At 64.8% G+C, this 19,702-nt stretch carries 20 protein-coding genes; 9 read left to right on the forward strand and 11 right to left on the reverse strand.

Features of this window, described 5'->3' with window-relative positions; genetic code table 11:
- Positions 1 to 5 precede the first annotated feature (5 nt).
- Together JOE66_RS05400 and JOE66_RS05405 are read left to right on the forward strand one after the other, a co-directional pair.
- Positions 6 to 599 carry a sigma-70 family RNA polymerase sigma factor gene (locus JOE66_RS05400; protein WP_205107452.1) on the forward strand — a complete coding sequence of 198 codons (594 nt, stop codon included), beginning with the start codon at positions 6 to 8 and terminating at the stop codon, positions 597 to 599.
- Positions 596 to 1,432: an anti-sigma factor gene (locus JOE66_RS05405; RefSeq protein ID WP_205107454.1), complete on the forward strand. Its 837-nt coding sequence runs from the start codon at positions 596 to 598 to the stop codon at positions 1,430 to 1,432. The genes JOE66_RS05400 and JOE66_RS05405 overlap by 4 nt, the downstream gene beginning before the upstream one ends.
- A gap of 79 nt (positions 1,433 to 1,511) precedes the next feature.
- Here the strand turns inward: JOE66_RS05405 and pstB are convergent, their stop codons facing one another.
- The 8 genes from pstB to JOE66_RS05445 all read right to left on the reverse strand — a co-directional run bounded on the left by pstB (position 1,512) and on the right by JOE66_RS05445 (position 10,907).
- Complete coding sequence (pstB, locus tag JOE66_RS05410; protein ID WP_205107456.1) at positions 1,512 to 2,291, reverse strand: phosphate ABC transporter ATP-binding protein PstB; 780 nt, start codon at positions 2,289 to 2,291, stop codon at positions 1,512 to 1,514.
- A 75-nt stretch (positions 2,292 to 2,366) separates the two neighbouring features.
- Positions 2,367 to 3,467 carry a phosphate ABC transporter permease PstA gene (pstA, locus tag JOE66_RS05415; protein ID WP_205107458.1) on the reverse strand — a complete coding sequence of 367 codons (1,101 nt, stop codon included), beginning with the start codon at positions 3,465 to 3,467 and terminating at the stop codon, positions 2,367 to 2,369.
- Positions 3,464 to 4,567: a phosphate ABC transporter permease subunit PstC gene (gene pstC / locus JOE66_RS05420; protein ID WP_372435506.1), complete on the reverse strand. Its 1,104-nt coding sequence runs from the start codon at positions 4,565 to 4,567 to the stop codon at positions 3,464 to 3,466. The genes pstA and pstC overlap by 4 nt, the downstream gene beginning before the upstream one ends.
- Before the next feature lie 178 nt (positions 4,568 to 4,745).
- Positions 4,746 to 5,876 (reverse strand): phosphate ABC transporter substrate-binding protein PstS, encoded by a 1,131-nt coding sequence (locus tag JOE66_RS05425; protein ID WP_205107462.1) that lies wholly within the window; start codon positions 5,874 to 5,876, stop codon positions 4,746 to 4,748.
- Positions 5,877 to 6,065: 189 nt separating this feature from the next.
- Positions 6,066 to 6,998, reverse strand: a complete 933-nt coding sequence (locus JOE66_RS05430; protein WP_205107464.1) for an NUDIX hydrolase — start codon at positions 6,996 to 6,998, stop codon at positions 6,066 to 6,068.
- 28 nt (positions 6,999 to 7,026) lie between these two features.
- Complete coding sequence (locus JOE66_RS05435; protein WP_205107466.1) at positions 7,027 to 9,207, reverse strand: RNA degradosome polyphosphate kinase; 2,181 nt, start codon at positions 9,205 to 9,207, stop codon at positions 7,027 to 7,029.
- A gap of 82 nt (positions 9,208 to 9,289) precedes the next feature.
- Positions 9,290 to 10,237, reverse strand: a complete 948-nt coding sequence (locus JOE66_RS05440) for a GNAT family N-acetyltransferase (protein ID WP_205107468.1) — start codon at positions 10,235 to 10,237, stop codon at positions 9,290 to 9,292.
- The gene (locus JOE66_RS05445) at positions 10,215 to 10,907 is read right to left on the reverse strand and encodes a winged helix-turn-helix transcriptional regulator (RefSeq protein ID WP_205107470.1); all 693 of its coding nucleotides are present in this window, start codon (positions 10,905 to 10,907) and stop codon (positions 10,215 to 10,217) included. Before JOE66_RS05445 ends, JOE66_RS05440 begins: the two co-directional genes overlap by 23 nt.
- A gap of 77 nt (positions 10,908 to 10,984) precedes the next feature.
- Here JOE66_RS05445 and JOE66_RS05450 point away from each other — a divergent pair, with 77 nt between their 5' ends.
- From JOE66_RS05450 to JOE66_RS05465, 4 genes are all read left to right on the forward strand, one after another.
- Complete coding sequence (locus JOE66_RS05450) at positions 10,985 to 11,260, forward strand: hypothetical protein (RefSeq protein WP_205107472.1); 276 nt, start codon at positions 10,985 to 10,987, stop codon at positions 11,258 to 11,260.
- A 236-nt stretch (positions 11,261 to 11,496) separates the two neighbouring features.
- Positions 11,497 to 12,093, forward strand: a complete 597-nt coding sequence (locus tag JOE66_RS05455) for a heme-binding beta-barrel domain-containing protein (RefSeq protein WP_205107474.1) — start codon at positions 11,497 to 11,499, stop codon at positions 12,091 to 12,093.
- A gap of 10 nt (positions 12,094 to 12,103) precedes the next feature.
- Positions 12,104 to 13,279 (forward strand): CAF17-like 4Fe-4S cluster assembly/insertion protein YgfZ, encoded by a 1,176-nt coding sequence (gene ygfZ, locus JOE66_RS05460; RefSeq protein ID WP_205107476.1) that lies wholly within the window; start codon positions 12,104 to 12,106, stop codon positions 13,277 to 13,279.
- 12 nt (positions 13,280 to 13,291) lie between these two features.
- The gene (locus JOE66_RS05465) at positions 13,292 to 14,443 is read left to right on the forward strand and encodes an FUSC family protein (protein ID WP_205107478.1); all 1,152 of its coding nucleotides are present in this window, start codon (positions 13,292 to 13,294) and stop codon (positions 14,441 to 14,443) included.
- Positions 14,444 to 14,504: 61 nt separating this feature from the next.
- On the opposite strand, the gene JOE66_RS05470 is transcribed toward JOE66_RS05465, so the two are convergent.
- Positions 14,505 to 15,317, reverse strand: coding sequence for a class I SAM-dependent methyltransferase (locus JOE66_RS05470; RefSeq protein ID WP_205107480.1), 813 nt, complete (start codon positions 15,315 to 15,317; stop codon positions 14,505 to 14,507).
- Positions 15,318 to 15,334: 17 nt separating this feature from the next.
- Between JOE66_RS05470 and JOE66_RS05475 the strand changes: the two genes are divergently transcribed.
- Complete coding sequence (locus tag JOE66_RS05475; RefSeq protein WP_205107483.1) at positions 15,335 to 16,087, forward strand: phosphoglyceromutase; 753 nt, start codon at positions 15,335 to 15,337, stop codon at positions 16,085 to 16,087.
- Positions 16,088 to 16,333: 246 nt separating this feature from the next.
- Here the strand turns inward: JOE66_RS05475 and phoU are convergent, their stop codons facing one another.
- Positions 16,334 to 16,990, reverse strand: a complete 657-nt coding sequence (phoU, locus tag JOE66_RS05480) for a phosphate signaling complex protein PhoU (RefSeq protein ID WP_205107485.1) — start codon at positions 16,988 to 16,990, stop codon at positions 16,334 to 16,336.
- Positions 16,991 to 17,135: 145 nt separating this feature from the next.
- Between phoU and JOE66_RS05485 the strand changes: the two genes are divergently transcribed.
- Together JOE66_RS05485 and JOE66_RS05490 are read left to right on the forward strand one after the other, a co-directional pair.
- Entirely contained in the window at positions 17,136 to 18,290 is a 1,155-nt protein-coding gene (locus tag JOE66_RS05485) for a sensor histidine kinase (RefSeq protein ID WP_205107487.1), read from the forward strand.
- Complete coding sequence (locus JOE66_RS05490) at positions 18,287 to 18,967, forward strand: winged helix-turn-helix domain-containing protein (RefSeq protein ID WP_205107488.1); 681 nt, start codon at positions 18,287 to 18,289, stop codon at positions 18,965 to 18,967. Before JOE66_RS05485 ends, JOE66_RS05490 begins: the two co-directional genes overlap by 4 nt.
- A 123-nt stretch (positions 18,968 to 19,090) precedes the next feature.
- Here JOE66_RS05490 and JOE66_RS05495 read toward each other — a convergent pair whose 3' ends face one another.
- Positions 19,091 to 19,603, reverse strand: coding sequence for a hypothetical protein (locus JOE66_RS05495; RefSeq protein ID WP_205107490.1), 513 nt, complete (start codon positions 19,601 to 19,603; stop codon positions 19,091 to 19,093).
- Positions 19,604 to 19,702 lie beyond the last annotated feature (99 nt).

A 19,702-nucleotide genomic window follows, 5' to 3' on the forward strand; every position in this document is an offset into this window, starting at 1 on the left:
CTGACATGCTTAAGCTTGTGACCCACCAGAGCGAAGACGATGATCCTGTCCAGGAGACGAGTCTCGACACTCTGCTGGAGAGGATTGCAACAGCAGACCAGCGAGCGTTCTCTGAGTTGTACGACCGGGTATCCCCCCGGGTGATGGGTTTGGTCAGGCGATTGCTGGTGGATCCGGCGCAGTCAGAAGAGGTGACCCAGGAGATCTTCCTGGAGATCTGGAAGACCGCGAACAGATTCGACACTGATCGTGGCGCGGCGATGTCGTGGATCCTCACGATGACCCACCGACGTGCCGTGGACCGGGTGCGAGCTTCGCAGTCGGGGCACGATCGCGACCTGAAGATCGGCATCAGGGACATTGAACGCGAATACGACCAGGTCTCTGAAACCGTCGAGATCCGAATCGAACATGAAAGGGTGAAGAAGGCCATGGGCCAGTTGACAGAACTGCAGCGTCAGGCCATCTCCCTCGCCTACTATGGCGGCTACAGTCACAGTGAGGTTGCGGAGTTGCTGCACGTACCGGTGGGCACTGTGAAGACGCGGCTGCGCGACGGAATGATCCGCCTCCGCGACGAGATGGGCGTGGCAAAATGACCCACGATGAGTTCTACCTCCTGTCGGGCGCGTACGCCCTCGACGCCCTGAGCCTTGAAGAGAAGGCGGTTTTCGAGACGGCTCTGGCCGAATCGCCCGAGCTTGCACTCGAAGCCGATGAGCTCGCTGCGACTGCAGCTCTGCTTGCCCTCTCGGCGGTGCCGGTACAGCCCCCCGCGTCGCTGAAGGCGTCAGTGATGGCGCAGCTTGCCACCACGCCCCAGGATTCGCGCCAGGAATCGTCGATCCGCCACGGGGCCACGCCCGATACGAGTGTTGCTGCGATTTCGGCCATCGCCGGGCATCCGGCAGCCGGTTTGTCGACCACCGAATCACCTGCAGCACTGAAGGCCCGCTCACGCTGGTTCACCCGGCCCGCCGGAATCCTGGTCGCCGCGGCTGCGGCCGTCGCGCTCTTCGTCGGCGGTGGCTTCGTCGGCACAGCACTGACCCAGAGCGGCAGTAACAGCTCGCAGGATGCCTCGGCCAGCGCACTGGCCGAGCTCTACGCAGCCTCCGACGTGCAGAGCGCCCACAGCACCATCGAGGGCGGGGGAGAAGCCACCGTCATGTGGTCGAGCCGCCTGGCGAAGTCTGCGGTGATCGCGCAGGGCCTCGCTTCGCTTCCGTCGTCGAAGACCTATGAGGCGTGGTACATCAACGGTTCCACGGTCACCCCGGCCGGCACGTTCACACCCGGCGGCGACAACACCACCTGGCACGTGCTCAGCGGCAAGATGGCTCCCGGAGACACCGTGGGCGTCACCGTCGAACCGGCCGGCGGCTCACAGGCCCCAACGACGACTCCGATCATCTCCGTCTCCAGCAGCTGAGCAACGCACCGCTTCGGAAAACGAAAGAACCGGCGCATCCGGAGCACCGGTTCTTTCGTGGGGCGATGGATGCCCGGGCTTAGCCGAAGCGGCCGCTGACGTAGTCCTCGGTCTCCTTCATCGACGGGCTGCCGAAGATGGTGGTCGTGTCGTTGTACTCGATGAGCTTGCCTGGTTTGCCGGTACCCGCGATGTTGAAGAACGCGGTGCGGTCGGAGACGCGGCTCGCCTGCTGCATGTTGTGGGTCACGATCACGATCGTGTAGTCCTCTTTGAGCTCGGTGATGAGGTCTTCGATCGCCAGGGTCGAAATGGGGTCGAGGGCCGAGCAGGGCTCGTCCATCAGCAGCACGTCGGGGGAGACGGTGATGGCACGGGCGATGCACAGGCGCTGCTGCTGCCCGCCCGAGAGCCCGCCGCCGGGGAGGTTCAGGCGGTCTTTGACCTCGTTCCAGAGGTTGGCGCCGCGAAGGCCCTTCTCGACGAGATCATCGCCGTCTGCCTTGGTGAGGCGTTTGTTGTTCAGCTTGAGGCCGGCGAGCACGTTGTCGCGAATCGACATCGTCGGGAACGGGTTCGCGCGCTGGAACACCATTCCGACCTGCCGGCGAACCATCACCGGGTCGACCCCGGGGTCGTAGAGGTTGTTGCCGTCGATCAGAACCTCACCTTTGACGTGGGCACCCGGAATCACTTCGTGCATGCGATTGAGCGTGCGCAGGAAGGTCGACTTGCCGCAGCCGGAGGGCCCGATGAAGGCCGTGACCGTGCGGGGTTCGATGGTGATCGTCACTCCTTCGACAGCGAGAAAGTCGCTGTAGTAGACGTTGAGATCGTTGACTTCGATTCGCTTCGACACAGTGTTCCTTCTACAGGTATTCGGGGAGCAGAGAAATGGCAGGGGTGCCCGAGCGAGCCGGCTTGCGGGCGGGGGTCACCGCATGCCCTTGGGGGCGAAGATCTTCGCGACCACGCGGGCGATGAGGTTCAGGATGACCACCAGCAGAACGAGCAACAAAGCGGCACCCCATGCAGAGGCGTTCGACGCGGCGATGTCTTTGCCGGGGAACGCGTAGCCCGTGTAGGCGAGCACCGGCAGGGTCTGCATCGGGCCGTCGAACGGGTTCGCGTTGAAGTTGTCGGTGAAGCTTGCCGCAAGGAAGATGGGTGCTGTCTCGCCGATGACCCGCGCGACGGCGAGCATGATGCCCGTGATCAGGCCGGCGATGGCGGTCGGAAGCACGATCTTCACGATGGTCGAGAACTTCGACACCCCGAGCGCGTACGAGGCTTCGCGCAGGTCGCCCGGCACGAGTCGCAGCATCTCCTCGCACGCACGAACGACCGTCGGAATCATCAGCACGGACAGGGCTACCGATGCCGAGAAGCCGCTGAAGGCTTTGGGCCCGACGATGATCGAGAACAGAGAGAACGCGAACAGGCCGGCCACGATCGAGGGGATGCCCGTCATCACGTCGACCAGAAAGGTCACTGTCCGGGCGAGCCACTGTTTCGGAAGCGCGTACTCGACGAGGTAGATCGAGGTGAACAGTCCGATCGGAATCGAGATGAGCGCCGCGATCCCGGTGATGATCAGAGTTCCGACGATGGCCTGCAGGGCACCGGGGGTCTGCGTCACCTCGAGTGTGTCCGGGTTGAAGCTCGACGTGCCTGTCTGGGTGATGAAACTCCAGCTGAGCTGCCCGATTCCCTGCGCGACGACGGTGGCCAGTGTGGAGACCAGCGGAATGAGCGCCAGCAGGAAGGCCACCGTGACAAGACCCCGAACCAGGCGGTCGGTCGCCTTGCGCCGGTTCTCGACGACGACCGACAGGATGCCCAACGCAACGAGATACACGATGGCAGTCAGCACGAGCCAGCTGACAACGTTGAAGCCGATCAGCAGCAGGAGCAGTGCACTGACGAGGGCAGCGGCACCGAGAACGTACAGTTCGACGAAGCGCGGAAGCTGGCCCGTGGTCAGCGAGTTGCCGACGGGCCCTGATGGCTTCACGCGCGGGCTGAGGGCGGTCAATATCTCGCTCCTTCGATGTCTTCTTCGGGCGTCGGGCCTTCATCGTCGATGATTCCCACGCGCCCTGGTCCGGCTACCACGTCGATGGCGGTGGCCGAGGCGAAATCGCCCGCCGGAACGCGACTGAGGGGGCCTGGCGTGAGTGGTGCCGCCTTGCCCTTCTTCCGTTTGCCCCGCTTGCCGCTGACGATCACCCGGGCGATCGAGTTGACGGCCAGCGAGATGACGAACAGCATGAGGCCGGTACCGATGAGCGCGTCGCGCTGCAGGGTCGTGGCGATGGGGAAGTTCAGGGCGATGTTGGCGGCGATGGTCTGCGAGTTCTGGCCCTCGGTGATGAGGCGGACCGAGACGAGAATGGCGGGCGAGATGATGAGGGCGATCGCCATGGTCTCACCCAGGGCCCGGCCGAGGCCGAGCAGGGTGGCACTCACGATGCCCGACTTGGCGTAGGGGAACACCGAGAGGCGGATCATCTCCCAGCGCGTTGCACCGAGCGCAAGGGCGGCTTCTTCGTGCAGGCGCGGCGTCTGCAGGAAGATCTCGCGCGAGATCGAGGTGATGATCGGCAGGATCATGACGGCCAGCACCAGCGCGCCCGCAAGAATGGTCGATCCTGTCGTGGTGACCGGGCCGCCGAAGAGGGGGATCCAGCCGAGGTTCGCGCTCAGCCAGTCAGACAACGGCAGCAGGAAGGGGCGGATCACGATGATGCCCCACAGGCCGAAGACGATCGATGGCACTGCAGCGAGCAGATCGACCAGGTAGCCGAGGATGCTCGCCAGCCGCCGCGGCGCATAGTGGGAGATGAACAGGGCGATGCCGATGCCGACCGGTGCGCCGAACAGCAGGGCGATTGCGGCCGACCAGAGTGTTCCCCAGATCAGCGGGCCGACGTAGGACCAGAAATTGGGGAACCCGGCGGTGGGCCCGGTGTTGAGCTGGGGGTCGGTCTGCCAGTCGGCGACGATTGCGGGAATGGCCGAGATGATGAGGAACAGGGCCACCCCGGCGAGGATGATCATGATGAGCACGGCGGAGCCGGTGCTCAGGAACCGAAAGATGAAGTCTCCGGGCCTGATGCGGGTGGAGCGCCCGATGGCGGCAGCGTCGTGTCGATCGCTACCGCCATCGGGCGGGGTGGAGCTGGTGGTCTGTGCCGACCTGCCGGACGGGCTTTCAGGAGCAGAGTGCACTGAGGTTCTGTTGCTCACAGCGTTCTTTCTTGAGAGTTCGTGCCGACGGGCGGGCGGTGATCAGACCGGATGTCTCAGAGTATTACTTGACGGTGGCCAAGGTGGTCTGGATCTGCGTCAGCATGTCATCGGGGATGGGAGCCGAGCCGGCGTTCTTGGCCGCGACCTTCTGGCCTACCGATGAAGCGACGAAGCCGATAAACGACTTGGTCAGTGTGGCCTGGGCAGGGTCCTTGAAGACTGTGCAGAGGATCTGGTACGAGACCAGCGGGATCGGGTATGCATCGGTCATGCCGGTCAGCTTGGTGTAGTCGATCTTCTGCGACAGGTCGCCGGTCGTGGTCGGTACAGTCGTGGCGGCGGCCGAGAACGCGGCAGTGGCGGCTTCCTGGCTGAAGGCGACCTTGTTGATCGTCGCAGCTGTGGCAGCGCCGATCGCACTGTGGTCGGCGTAACCGATCGTACCTGAGCCAGCGCCGACGGCCTGGACGACGCCAGAACCACCCTTCTGGGCGGAGACGTTACCGGTCACGGGCCACGCGTTGCTGGCCGGGAACGTCCAGACCGTGGGAGCGTTCTGGCTGAGGAAGTTCGTGAAGTTCTGGGTGGTACCCGAACCGTCTGAACGGGCGACGGTCGTGATGGCCGTTGCCGGAAGTGTCGCGCCGGGGTTGTCGGCGACGATCGCGGGGTCGTTCCAGGTCGTGATGGCGAGCGAGAAGATCTTGGCGAGCGTCTCGGTCGACAGGTTCAGGTTGGTCACGCCGGGGAGGTTGTAGATGATCGCCACGCCGTCGAGGTAGACGGGGAGGTTCACAGCGCCGCCGGGGCCACAGATGGTCTGCGAGCTGGTCTGCTGGTCTGCCTTGAGGGGCGAGTCGGATCCGGCGAAGTCGTAGCTTCCGGCGAGGAAGTTGGTGACGCCACCGCCGGAGCCCTGCGACTTGTCGTAGTTGACCGTGACGCCGGCGACCTGGGCGTTGTAGGCGGTGACCCAGGCGTTCTCGGCGTTGGCCTGGGCGCTCGACCCGCCGGCCGTGACGGTGCCTTTGAGCGTGGTGTCGAGCGTGGGGCCGGCAACTCCTGCTGAAGCGGAGCTGCTGGGCGAGGTGGTGCTCGATCCGCTTGTCGTACCAGACGATGAGCACGCGGAGAGCGCGAGGGCGGCTGCCATGAAGACAGCTCCTGTCGCGGCCACATTCTTGAACTTCACTGTGTTCCCTTCAATTGGGGGTAGTCCATCGCTGGCCGCAAGTGATCGGGAGCGGCAGCCGACGGGGCCGGTGCAGGCCCTTAGCGAAGGTACGCCGAAGGCGTGACCACGTTCCTCCCGGGAGGTGAACGGAAGGTTAACGGCGGGCGACGAAATGGTCTGCGGAGGGCCTGGGACGGGCATCCATCGTCAGGCCAGTTGCGGCACGTGTGTCTCGATCGCGATGATGCCGGAGCCGGGTTTGTCGACGGAGAGGTGCAGCACGCTGAACCCGGCAACGGGCAGATCACCGGCCCGGGTGAGCGAGGCCTGGCGTGTGCCGCCTGCAGCCAGGCCGACTTCGCGAACGATCTCCGGGAGCACCGGCCCGTGTGCGCACACGATCGCGCTCGTGAGCTTGCGCACCCGTTTCGCAACGATGTGACGCACGTCGCTGGTGCCTTCTTCGAAGGCGTCCTGGCTGATGAGGTTCGTCTTCCGCACGCGGATCTCGGTCGACTCCGAGAACGGCGTGACGGTTTCGATACAGCGTCTCGCGGTACTGCTGACAACCACGCCGGGGCCGAAGGCCCGAAGCGCGGGAACGATCACGTTCGCCTCTGTGCGCCCCCGATGCGTCAGTGGCCTGAGGGAATCCGGGCCATCGAAATCCGACCCGGGAATGGTCTTGGCGTGCCTCAGCGCGATGATCGCGAAGGTGCGCGAGACTCCCTGGTCGATGAGCAGCTGGAAACGCTCCAGTACTTCGACGTCACGTTCGTAGGTCAGGGCCTTCTTCGCCTTGCGCAGGGACATCCACTCGCACCCCGCGACCTCGACGCCGGGCGTGAACGTCGACGATGCGTGCGCTTCGGGGCTGACTTCTGCTGCCCAGTAGTAGACGACCTTGTCGCGGTTGTTGGGCATCGTGTAGCTGGTGACACCGAGGGGAACGCCGAGGTCGACAGTCAGGCCGGTCTCTTCGAGAACCTCACGGACTGCGGTTTCGGGCAACGTCTCACCGGCCTCGACCTTGCCCTTGGGCAGGGAGACGTCATTGCGCTGGCCGCGATGGATCACCAGGATCCGGAGCTTGCCGCTGTCGAATCGCCAACAGACCGCCCCTGCCGCGTAGATCGTCATTTCGCGTCACCCGCCAGTACGATCCGGCTCAACGCAGAATTCCCGGCCGCTTGCGGCGCGAAGTGAGGTGCATCAGGCGATCCTGGAGGTCGATGAGGGGTTCTCCCGATTCACTCGTCGTGTGTCTGGTCCACTCACCATCACTGTCGAGCCACCACGAGGTGACGGTGTCTGACATTGCCAGTTCGAAGAGCGAGTGGATCTCCTTGAGGTGGTCGGGTGCGACCAAGCGCACGAGCGCCTCGATGCGGCGGTCGAGGTTGCGGTGCATCATGTCCGAACTCCCGATGAACACCTGAGGGTCACCATTGTTCGCGAACGAGAAGATGCGGGAGTGTTCGAGGTACCTGCCCAGGATCGACCGAACCCTGATGTTCTCGCTGAGCTCCGGGACCCCCGGTTTGATGCCGCAGATTCCGCGCACCCAGATGTCGATCGGCACTCCGGCCTGGCTTGCACGATAGAGGGCGTCGATGATCGCCTCGTCGACGATGGAGTTCAGTTTGATCTGGATGCCAGAGGGCAGGCCGAGCGAGGCGTTGGTCGCCTCCTGGGCGATGCGCTTCAGCAATCCCTTCCGCAGGTGCAGCGGGGCCACGAGAAGGCGTTTGAACTTCTTCTCGATTGCATAGCCCGAGAGTTCGTTGAACAGGCGGGTCAGGTCTTTGCCGACCTGGTCATCCATCGTGAACAGCCCGAAGTCCTCGTAGATGCGGGAGGTCTTGGGGTTGTAGTTGCCGGTGCCGATGTGGCTGTAGTGCTTGAGCTTGCCCTTCTCGCGGCGGACCACGAGCGCGAGTTTGCAGTGCGTCTTGAGGCCGACGAGCCCGTAGACCACGTGAACGCCGGCCTTCTCGAGCTTGCGTGCCCACGAGATGTTCGCCTGTTCGTCGAAGCGGGCCTTGATCTCGACGAGGGCGAGCACCTGCTTTCCCGACTCAGCGGCATCGATCAGGGCTTCGACGATCGGGCTGTCACCGCTGGTTCGATACAGCGTCTGCTTGATGGCGAGGACGTCGGGGTCGGCCGCGGCCTGCTCCAGGAAGGCCTGCACGCTCGTGGCGAACGATTCGTACGGGTGGTGCACCAGGATGTCCTGGCGGGCGATGGCCTTGAAGATGTCGGGACGAGCATTCGGCTCCGGCGGCAGCAGGAAGACGTTCGTCGTCGGCACGTGCTTGGGGTACTTGAGGTCGGGGCGTTCGATCTTGCTCAGTTCGAACAGGCCGCCGAGGTCGAGGGGGGCCGGCAGACGATAGACCTCCTGTTCGGTGACATCGAGTTCACGCACGATCAGACCGAGGGTCACATCATCCATGTCTTCGGTGATCTCGAGGCGGATGGGTGGGCCGAAGCGGCGCTTCAGGAGCTCCTTCTCGAGCGCCTGGATGAGATTCTCTGTGTCGTCCTCTTCGATTTCGACGTCTTCGTTGCGGGTGACTCTGAAGACGTGGTGCTCGAGCACCTCCATGCCGGGGAAGAGGTGGCTCAGGTGATTGGCGATCAGGTCTTCGAGGCTGATGAACCGCACGTTCTTCGTGCGCTCCCGGGTGTCGACACGCACGAACCGCGGCAGCACCTGCGGCACCTTGAGACGAGCGAACTCCTGCCTCTCGGATTTCGGGTTGCGCACGCGCACCGACAGGTTGAGTGAAAGCCCGGAGATGTAGGGGAACGGGTGTGCGGGGTCGACGGCGAGCGGCATCAGCACCGGAAAGATCTCGTCGCTGAAGACCTCGGTCAAGCGATCTCTCTCGGCCTGGTCGAGTGAGTCCCATGTGACGATGTGCACGCCCGCCTCGTCGAGAGCGGGCTTCACGAGGGCCTGGTAGGCCTTGGCGTGGCGCTCCTGCAGCTCATGCACGACAAGGGAGATGTCGTCGAGCACGTCTTGCGGGGTGCGGCCGATGTTGGTCGGCACGGCGAGGCCGGTGACGATGCGGCGCTTGAGACCGGCGACCCGGACCATGAAGAATTCGTCGAGGTTGCTGGCGAAGATCGCGAGAAAGTTCGAGCGTTCGAGCACCGGGATCGACTCGTCTTCGGCGAGTTCGAGCACGCGCCTGTTGAACGCGAGCCAGCTCAGCTCGCGGTCGAGGTACCGACCTTCCGGCAATGCCGGGTCGTCGGGGTCTTCGATGATTTCGAAGTCGTCGTCCAGGTAATCGCTGCCCACACCTGCGTCGAGGGTGATGTTGTCGCCGTCCATCCCATCATCATGTCACTCGCAGGCAAACCGTGAGAGTAAACGGCCTGTGAACGACTCCCGATGGGGGCCGGCGAGACGGTGGTCAGACCGTGCGGCGGTACTGCACATCCACGGTGAAGTCGGTGAATCCAAGGCTGCGATAGAGGGCCACGGCAGAAGGATTCTCTTCGTCGACGTAGAGTGCGGCGACGGTGCACCCGCGATCGCGCAGGCGTTCGAGCCCGGCGTACATCAGCCGGCGCCCGAGCCCTCTGCCGGCTTCGGCGGAGTCGACCCCGATCACGTAGATCTCTCCGACGGCCGGGTCTTCGGGGTCGATCTTCAGCCAGTTGTACCCGATCATCACTGCTTCGGCAGAACGGGCGACGAGAAAGTCGTCCGCCTCGAACCAGGGTTCGTCCATTCGGGCGTGCAGATCGTCGACGGTCAGTCGACCCTGTTCCGGATGCCCGGCGAACACTCGCGCGTTCAGCTCAACCCATTCGGCGTCGTCGTCTCCGGGCCGGAACGCAGCGATGTGCGCCGTCGCTTCGCCGTCTTGCTGGTTGAGTAGCGCGGCTTTGCCGTGCGGATCGAAACCGGTAACACGCGGGGGTTTCGATCCGCCGCGATCCGCGAGGTTGTTCGACCGGCGCGCATCCAGCGGCATGCGCAGCTGTAGCAGGTTGCGGATCGCGGTGAAACCGTGCGTCGCGGCGAGTCGCCGGCTTGCGGGGTGATCGCCGTGCGCCCACGCGTACGCGGGAGTGGCTTCGGTGAGCACACGCTCGAGGAGTTCGGTCCCGTATCCGCGTCGCCGAGAGGCCGGATCGACGACGAGTTCGAGGCTGTCGTCGCTGACAGCGGCCACCGCGACCAGGGTCTCGCCCGCGAAAGCGGTGTGGAGGCGGATGGCGCCCGAACGGGCATCCAGCATCGCCTGGTCGTTGAAGGGCGGCTGGCCGTCGGATTTGGCTGCCCGAGCTGCCAGAGCCTCGGCTTCGCTGAACGCGAAGTGGTCGGCCGGGTCAGGCGTTTCGAGCCTGAGCAAGGCGATCGTTCTCGTCTTCGAAGAAGTTGAAGCGGTAGCCGACGTTTCGAACGGTGCCGATGAGCGATTCGAGGTCGCCGAGCTTGGCCCGCAGGCGCCTGACGTGCACGTCGACCGTGCGGGTGCCACCGAAGTAGTCGTACCCCCAGACCTCGCTGAGCAACTGCTCGCGGGTGAACACGCGTGACGGGTTCAAAGCGAAGAAGCGCAGGAGTTCGAACTCCTTGAAGGTCAGGTCGAGCGGCCGGCCGTGAACCCGCGCGGAGTAGCTGGCTTCGTCGATGACGACGCCCGAGGCCTGGATCTTCGACGAGGACTGCTCCTGCACCTGCCGCCCGATGGCGAGCCGGATGCGCGTGTCGACCTCTGCCGGGCCGGCCGACTCGAGCAGCACGTCTGCCGCGCCCCACTCGGCGCTGACGGCGGTCAGGCCACCCTCGGTGAGAATGAGCACGATCGGCACCCCGATGCCTGTTGTCTTCAGGATCTTGCACAGTGACCGGGCGCTCGCGAGGTCGCGACGGGCGTCGATGAAGATCAGGTCGCAGTTGGGAGTGTTCACCAACTGTGCCGCTTCGGCAGGGATCTGCCTGGTGCGGTGACTGAGCAAAGAGAGCGCGGGAAGCACCTCTTTGTCGACCGCAGAGGTCAGGATCAACAACTGCGCCACAGAGATCCTCCAGATATTGCCTGTCGCAATACTAGCGCGCCGACCAGAATCCCATTCGCATCGGGCACAATGGTGCTGTGGTTATCGAGCAAAAGGGCATCCTCCTGGCCAGGAGCGTGGTGCCGGTGTGGCTTCTCGCGCTCGTGGGCGCGGTGCTGGTTGGCGTCTTCTCGCCACCGGCGCAGTACTTCGTGTACCTCCCTGCGGTGCTCGGTGCACTCGTGATCGTGACGTTCATTGTGCAGCTGGCGTTCACGCATCCAGAGGGCTTCGTCGACAGGGTCGCTGCGGGCGTGGCCGGTTCGTTCGTCATCCTGGGGCTGGCCACAGCGGTTCTTGCACTGGTCTCCTGAGCCCCAGGCACGCCCAGACACCTACTTCGGCTGGCGAGAGAGCCATCCACTCTCGCACAGGGGCCCAAACGTGAGCAGAGCAACCTCTAAGATTGAGGCATGTCATACGTGCCTCTTGAACTCTTCTACCTCGGGCTCCTCGGTCTCGCCGGGGTCGGCATCGCCTTCACCTCCATCGTCATCCTTCTGCGCCTGTTCCGTGGGCAGCGCTGATCTCTGCTGACAGCGGTCACCGGATGATCGACCTGCCTTCGGGGCTCCCTCCCGAGATCGTGCCACTCTCGTGGCTGCTCGGCGTCTGGGAAGGCACCGGTGTCATCGACTATGCCGTCGGCGACGAGAAGGTCAGCCACGAATTCGGCCAGCGCATCAGCTTCAGCCATGATGGCCTCCCGTATCTGAACTACAGCTCGTATTCATGGTTGCTCGACGAGAAGCAGACGCCGCTCGTCACCGAGATGGGGTACTGGCGACTCAGCCGGCCCTCGGTCGAGGGTGACCCAGGGCCCGGAATGCTGCCGGGTGCCGACCCGCGCCCCTATGCCTCGACTGATGCCGTCGAGGGGCTCCGCAACGCCGAGGGCGGATTCGACATCGAGGTGTCGTTGCTGCACCCCGGCGGTGTCGACGAGCTCTACATCGGCCAGGTCAAGGCCGCTCGCATCGACCTCGCGACAGACGCTGTGATGCGTTCGCATTCGGCGAAGGAATACTCTGCCGCGACTCGCATCTATGGATTGGTGTCCGGGCATCTCCTCTGGGCCTGGGACATCGCAGCGCTCGGGCAGGATCTGCGCACGCACGCCTCGGCCCGCCTCGCCAAAACAGATTGACAGTGAACACATGACGTCACCATTTCTCGCGTTGCCCGGTGCCGTCGACTCCGGCGGTGAAGACGCCGGAGTCGCAGCGCACTACGGCAACCCGCTGCGTGAACAACGGCTCCTGCGTGACGGTGCGATCGTCGATCTCTCGAACCGCGGGGTCATCTCGGTCTCCGGCCCCGACCGCCTGGGCTGGCTCGACTCTGTCACCAGCCAGGCGCTCAAGGGCCTTGTTGCGGGCAGTTCGACCGAAACTCTGCTGCTCGACCCCAGCGGTCACGTCGAACACGCCATCCGGGTCTTCGACGATGGGGTGACGGCCTGGCTGCTGGTGGATGCCTCGGAGACGGTCGCACTCGTGACCTGGCTCGACCGAATGAGGTTCACGCTGCGGGTCGAGGTTGTCGACCGCACCGCTGAGTTCGCCACGATCGGTTGGATGCCACCGCAGGAGCCTGCGCTGTCGGGCGCCGGCGGCGTGGGCGCCGGCATTGACAGTGCGTCGATCATCGAAGCGTTCGCCGCCGCTCCTGCAGGCATCAACCTCACCTGGAGCGATCCGTGGAATGCTGTGGCAGCCGGGGGCCACCAGTATGCCGCGGTCGAGCAGCATCCCGGCGAGGACTTCCCGTGGAGGGAGACACTTGTCGAGCGGGCCGATCTGCCCGCTCTCGTTCAGCGGGCTTCGGAACAGCACATCGAGGTTGCAGGCGTGCTCGCCGCTGAAGCACTGCGAATCGCCGCCTGGCGCCCGCGCCTCAGCTCTGAGGCCGACGAGAAGCTGATACCCCACGAGGTCGACTGGATCCGCTCCGCCGTGCACCTCAACAAGGGCTGCTACCGGGGTCAGGAGACCGTGGCGAAGGTGCACAACCTGGGCCATCCGCCTCGGCGCCTGGTGATGTTGCATCTCGATGGCTCTGACGCGGTGCTGCCGGCGGCGGGAGATGCAGTCGTGATTCTCGATGACCCCGAGAACACGGTGGGCATCATCACTTCGAGCGCCCTGCATTTCGAGCTCGGCCCGATCGCCCTGGCCCTGGTGAAGCGGTCGACACCGGTCGACACTCTCCTCGCCGTGGCCAGCGAGTCGATCCTCGTGCCGGCTTCGCAGGAAGTCATCGTACCTCCGGAGGCGGGGGCCGCCGTCGGTCGCATTCCTCGCCTGCCGCGGCTGGGCGCCCAGCGCCGGTAGGGCTGAGTGCGCGTGCCACCGACATCGAATCCACAGGGGCCGGCCACTGCGCCAGGCTCGGCGGCCGCCGACCGTGCGGCCGGCTTCTCCCGCTGGCTCGGTTCAGCGACGCGGGCAGGGGTTCGCCGCGCGGGTGCGTCGGCACCCGCCATCCTGCAGCTCTCGGTCGCTGTGGTCGCGGCATACTCGGTCACCCACTTCGGTCTCGGCCACGCGGCTCCGATCACCGCAGCGACAGTCACCCTGTCGAGTCTCGGCTTCGTTAGGGATGCGCGGCCAGTTCGCGTGCTCGAAACGGCGATCGGCATCACCCTCGGCATCACCTTGAGCGAGGTGATCCTGTTGGCATTCGGGCAGGGCGTCTGGCAGCTCGGGCTGAGTGTCGCGGTCACCTTGTTCATCGCGCGCATTCTCTCGCCCGCACCCGGGTTCGCGGTGATCGCCGGCGTACAGTCTGCCCTCGTCGCAATGCTTCCGGTTGTGGTCGGTGGCCCGTTCACAAGAACCATCGACGGGTTGGTCGGGGGTGCGATCGCCCTCGCCGCGACGGCGTTGATTCCCCGTGACCCTCGCCGGGGCGAGCTGGCCGATGCGCGGCGCGTGCTGCGGGTGTTCTCCGACCTCGTCACCGATCTGGTTGCCGAGCTGCGGCGCGGCCCCGACAACGATGTCTATCGTGTGCTCGAAGGCGCCCGGCGCACCCAGCCGCTGGTCGACCAGTGGCGCACCTCGCTCGAATCGGCACTCGGGGTCGCTCGGATCTCGCCGTTCCTCCGCCGGCGTCTGCCGGAGTTGAATCGGCAGAAGGTCATGCTGGCGGGCATCGACCTGGCCATCCGCGACCTGCGCGTGGTGATCAGGCGGCTCACTGTGGTCATGCGCGACGGCCAGCCGCGCCCACAGTTCGCCGACCTCTTCGACGGTCTGGTCGGCGCACTGAGCCTGCTCGAGCAGAGCCTCACCGACCCACTTGTGCGCCCGCTGGTTCGCCAGCATCTCATTCTGATTGCTGTAAGGCTCGACCCCGACGAACTCTTCCCCGACAACACCATGGTCGAGGTCTCTGTCGTACTCGAGCTGCGGCCTCTGGTGATGGACCTGCTGACCGCCACAGGGCTCTCGGCGGCCGAAGCCCGGGCTTCGCTGCCGAGCCTGCCGGCCTGAGGCCCTGCCCGCCTGAGGCCGGGGCCGAGCTGGCCGGGGCCGAGCTGACCGGGCCGAGTAGCTATGTCAGCGGCGTAACTGCACTCCATGCCACGGTGAGTTCGCCGAGCTTCCAACGCGTAACCGTGCCCAGCACAGGCCACCCGGCGGCGGCAAGCGAACGAACACTCGCGACCCACCGCTGGCGGGGCCCGTAGACCGAGAGCGGCGCGTTGTACTGCCACGCGCGGTCGAGTTCGACCAGCAGGCGATGGATGCCCTCACTCTCGACGTTGCGATGGATCAGTACCTTCGGCAGGCGTTCCGCCACGATCGACGGGCGTTCGAGCCCGGACAGTCGCAGCGAGATCGTCAACGACCGGGGCCCCACCGCGTCGACCGTCACCCAGCTCGAGACGCGCCCGATCTCATCGCACGTACCCTCAACGAGAACCCCGCCGGGCTGCAGCCGACCCACCATGAGCGCCCAGGCCCCTGCGACGTCACTCTCGTCGTACTGCCGGAGCACATTGAAGGCTCGGATGATCGCTGCCCCACAGTGCCCGGTAAGAGGTGTCTCGAACCCTCCGACCGTGAAACTCACTCGTGCATCAGCCGCAAACACGGTGCCTCCCTCCCTGACCTCGGCGAGTTGTCGCTGTGCCGCCAGAACGCGCTCGGGGGAGATCTCGACTCCGACGACTTCGACGTCTGGTCGGGCCTTCGCCAAGCGATGGTGGAGTTCGAGCGCGGTCACCGCGCTCGCCCCGAAACCCAGGTCGACCACGACAGGGTCGGTGGCGGTGAGCAGGATCGGAAGGGTCGCCAGGTACCGGTCGACCCGTCTCAGCCGGTTCGTGTTCGTGGTTCCGCGGGTGATCTCGCCGATGGGCATAGTCCTAGACTAAAACCATGGCTGAGACTTACACGTTGATCCTGTTGCGCCACGGCAACAGCGACTGGAACCAGAAGAACCTCTTCACCGGATGGGTCGATGTCGGCCTGAGTGAGCAGGGGGTCGGTGAGGCCAAGCGCGCCGGCGTGCTGCTCGCCGATTCGGGCCTCACGCCCGACATTCTCTACACCTCCCGGCTGGTTCGCGCAATCGACACGGCGAACTACGCCCTCGCCGGTGCCGGGAGACTGTGGATCGATGTGAAGCGCTCCTGGCGGCTCAATGAGCGCCACTATGGAGCGCTCCAGGGCAAAGACAAGGCCCAGACCCTCGCCGAATACGGCCCAGAGCAGTTCCAGACCTGGCGCCGCTCGTACGACGTGCCGCCGCCCCCCATCGCCGACGATGACGAGTACTCGCAGCTGGGCGACCCGCGCTACACAGACCTCGGTGACGCTGTGCCCCGCACCGAATGCCTGAAGGACGTCGTCGACCGCATGCTGCCGTACTGGGAGTCCGACATCACCGTCGATCTCGCTGCAGGCAAGACCGTGCTCGTCACCGCCCACGGCAATTCGTTGCGCGCGCTGGTCAAGCACCTCGACGGCATCTCCGACGAAGACATCGCCGAGCTCAACATTCCCACGGGCATCCCGTTGGTCTATACGCTCGACGAGAACTTCGTGCCGACGAAGCCCGCCGTGTACCTCGACCCCGAGGCTGCTGCTGCCGGTGCTGCTGCCGTCGCCGCCCAGGGCAACAAGAAATAAGTCCCGCTGAAGGGATTTCGATACACGCTGCTTCACCGCGCTACTCAATCGGCGTAGCGAGGCGTGCGCCCACCTCACCCGGAGTCGTGGGTGAGGCGAAACGTCCCTGAGTCGCCGCTTTTCGGGACGATTGTGCGCACCAGGGACGCGTCAATGACCGGGCATGAGGCACTGCCGGCGCGCTCAGTGAGCGAGAGAGAGAAGCCCCGGGCCTGATGGCCCGGGGCTTCTCTCTGTAAGGGGGTGTCAGCGGTTGCCGCTGCCGGTCCACTCGCCGGTCGCCAGGTACTTGACCTTCTTCGCGATGCTCACCGCGTGGTCAGCGAAACGCTCGTGGTACCGCGACGCCAGTGTGACGTCGACGGTGTTGACCGAGGTGCCGCCCCAGCTCTCGCTCAGCACGGCCTCGAACACGCTGAGGTGCAACTCGTCGATGCGGTCGTCGACATCGCGGATCTCGTCAGCCAGGTCGAGGTCTTCTGTCTCTATCAGAAGGCTCAGCTTCTGGGCGACCAGCACGTCGAGGCGGCCCATCTCGTTGAAGGTGCCGAGCAGGCTCTCTTTGGCCACCTTCTCGGGGTAGCGGTACCGGGCGAGCTGGGCGATGTGCTGGGCGATGTCGCCCATTCGCTCGAGCGACGCGCTCATGCGCAGCGCACTCACCACAATCCGCAGGTCTCTCGCGACGGGCTGTTGAAGAGCCATGATGCTGATCGCGAGTTCGTCGAGGTCTGACGCCAGGGTGTCGATCTTCGGGTCGTCGGCGATGACCTGTTCGGCCAGGGAGACGTTCGATTCGTTGAAGGCAGTGGTGGCGTTCGTGATGGCGATGACAACAAGGCGGCTGATCTCGACCAGGCGTTCTTGCACTTCGCGGAGTTCCTGCTGGAATACCTCGCGCATGTGGTGGTGATCCTCTCTAGCGGCTTCGCTATCTTCCCTGTACGAGGTTAACGGAAGGTGCAGAACACCTGAACATCGTGCGACCCGGGCCCTGCGAGGGGCCCAACACAGTCCGTGACTGGCGGGAGTCATTAGTGTAGTCGCTATGGATTCAGGCTTGTTGGTGCTGCTCTCTGTGGCACTCGGCCTCGCAGTGGGCACTGTCTTCGTGTTCGTTCTGTTCGCCGCCTCGCGGCGTGGCGACCACGCAGCAACCATCATCGACCCCTCCGTTCCCGACGGCGTCGACCAGGTGATCGACGCCATCGATTCGGCCGGTGTGGTGCTCGATGCCTCGAACAACGTAGTCAAGGCGTCGCCCGCCGCGCTGGCGTTCGGCCTCGTGTGGAACCAGGGTCTCGTTCATCCGGAGCTCGTCGCCATGGTCGACTCGGTGCGTCGCACAGGAGTTCCGGCCAGCAAGGAACTGAGTCTGGCCAGGGGGCCCTTCGGCGAGGCCACCATCCATCTCTCGGTGCGTGTGGCGAGGCTGGGCACCCGGTACCTGCTCCTGCTGGCGGACGACCGCACAGAGGCTCACCGCCTCGAAGAGGTCAGGCGTGACTTCATCGCCAACATCTCGCATGAGCTCAAGACGCCCATTGGGGCGATCTCGCTGCTCGCCGAGGCTCTCGAACCGGCATCGGATGATCCGGAGCAAGTCCGCCGCTTCGCCAAGCGGCTCGAAACCGAAGCGGTGCGTCTCGGGCGCATCACCCGCGAGATCATCGAACTTTCGCGCCTGCAGGCCGCCGATGTGCTCACCGACGCCGAACTGGTCGACGTGGACCACGTGGTCACGAGCGCGATCGACCAGAATCACGTTCAGGTCGATGCCAAACGCATGGTGATCGTGGGCGGCGGTGACCGCGGCGCCGAGGTCTACGGCGACGAGGGCCTGCTGATCCTGGCGCTGCACAACCTGATCGCCAATGCGGTGCAGTATTCGCCGGAGGGCACACGAATCGGCGTGGGCGTTCGGGTTCATGAGGGCATCGTGGAGATTGCGGTGACCGACCAGGGTGTGGGCATCCCCGAAGAAGACCTCGGCCGCGTCTTCGAACGATTCTTCCGGGTCGACCAGGCTCGCTCGCGCAACACCGGAGGCACGGGCCTCGGGCTCAGCATTGTGAAACACATCGTCGAAAACCACGGTGGAGACATTCGGGTGTGGTCGCAGATCGCACACGGATCGACCTTCACCATCCGGTTGCCAGAGGCGTCCCACGCCGCGGCGACCCCGTTAGGAGAACAGCAGTGACCCACATCCTCTTGGTCGAAGACGAGATCGCGTTGAGCGAACCCCTCGCCTACCTTCTGAAGCGCGAAGGCTACGAGGTCACCGTTGCCGCTGACGGCCCTTCGGCGCTCGCCGAATTCAGCCAGGGCGGCGTCGACCTGATCCTTCTCGACCTGATGATCCCCGGAATCCCGGGCAACGAAGTCTGCCGGCAGGTGCGGGTCACCTCGCAGGTGCCCATCATCATGCTGACCGCGAAGGACTCAGAGGTCGATATCGTGGTCGGGTTGGAACTGGGCGCAGACGACTATGTGACCAAGCCGTATTCGTCCCGGGAGCTGCTGGCACGCATCCGCGCCGTCATGCGTCGCCACACCGAAGCCAGCGAGCTCGGCGAGCCCGTGCTCGAGGCAGGGCCGGTGCGGATGGACGTCGAGCGACACACCGTGGCAGTGGATGGTCGGGACACCCCGATGCCGCTGAAGGAGTTCGAGCTTCTCGAGCTGCTGCTGCGAAACGCTGGCCGGGTACTCACCCGCGGCCAGTTGATCGACCGGGTCTGGGGTTCTGACTACTTCGGTGACACCAAGACGCTCGACGTACACATCAAGCGGATCCGGTCGAAGATCGAGAAGTCGCCCTCGGAGCCCGTGCTCCTGGTGACGGTGCGAGGCCTCGGGTACCGCTTCGAGGCCTGACCGTTTCGCTGGTTGAGTAGCCCGGCCGGACGCTTCCGGCCGGGCGTATCGAAACCGGATTCCGTGGGGATTTCGATACGCACGGCTGCGTCGGGCTACTCAATCGGCGAAAGTGCGGGTTCGTTACTTGCCCGAGGTGACCTTCGGGGCGAGCCCGGCGAACTGGGGCCAGTCGCTCGTGAGTACCGGAACCAGCAGTTTGGTGCCGGTCTGGGTGCCGTACTGGAAGAAGACCGGGAACAGGGCGCCAGCCTTGGTGTCGAGGCCGGTGAACGTGATCTTCTTGTCGGTGAGGCCGCCGAGGGTGAGCGTGCTGTGTGCGTTCACGAACGCGTTTTCGGTGACCTGGGTTCCAGCGGCGTTGACGTACTGGATGTTGACCTGGTTACCGGATTCCCCGACGTTGACCAGAGTCACGATGAGGCTGGCGGCCTTGCCGTCGTCACTGATGAGCGTCGTGTTCCGCATGGCGATGTCGGGGCTGACATTGCCCTCGACCCCGTCTGCAGCCTCTTTGATGGTGGTGGTGGCCTGGGGCGTGATGAATGCGCAACCCGACGCGCCGACCGCGATCAAAGCGGCGACAAGAATACTTGAGGCGAACCGAGCTTTCACAAAACCCTCCAGAATTGGCACAACGAGATTAGCCTATCGGTACGCCCAGCTCGAGGCTGCACGAGGAGCGCCCTCGGCGTGGGCCTGACGCCTGCCATACCTTGCCACTGACGTCGACGT

Source organism: Subtercola frigoramans, assembly GCF_016907385.1.
Classification (GTDB): domain Bacteria; phylum Actinomycetota; class Actinomycetes; order Actinomycetales; family Microbacteriaceae; genus Subtercola; species Subtercola frigoramans.

Coding starts and splice junctions, on each gene's coding strand:
- phoU (WP_205107485.1), bottom strand. CDS start 16,990: ATGCGCGAGGTATTCCAGCAGGAACTCCGCGAAGTGCAAGAACGCCTG.
- JOE66_RS05455 (WP_205107474.1), top strand. CDS start 11,497: ATGATCGACCTGCCTTCGGGGCTCCCTCCCGAGATCGTGCCACTCTCG.
- JOE66_RS05485 (WP_205107487.1), top strand. CDS start 17,136: ATGGATTCAGGCTTGTTGGTGCTGCTCTCTGTGGCACTCGGCCTCGCA.
- JOE66_RS05435 (WP_205107466.1), bottom strand. CDS start 9,207: ATGGACGGCGACAACATCACCCTCGACGCAGGTGTGGGCAGCGATTAC.
- JOE66_RS05405 (WP_205107454.1), top strand. CDS start 596: ATGACCCACGATGAGTTCTACCTCCTGTCGGGCGCGTACGCCCTCGAC.
- JOE66_RS05470 (WP_205107480.1), bottom strand. CDS start 15,317: ATGCCCATCGGCGAGATCACCCGCGGAACCACGAACACGAACCGGCTG.
- JOE66_RS05400 (WP_205107452.1), top strand. CDS start 6: ATGCTTAAGCTTGTGACCCACCAGAGCGAAGACGATGATCCTGTCCAG.
- JOE66_RS05475 (WP_205107483.1), top strand. CDS start 15,335: ATGGCTGAGACTTACACGTTGATCCTGTTGCGCCACGGCAACAGCGAC.
- JOE66_RS05430 (WP_205107464.1), bottom strand. CDS start 6,998: ATGACGATCTACGCGGCAGGGGCGGTCTGTTGGCGATTCGACAGCGGC.
- ygfZ (WP_205107476.1), top strand. CDS start 12,104: ATGACGTCACCATTTCTCGCGTTGCCCGGTGCCGTCGACTCCGGCGGT.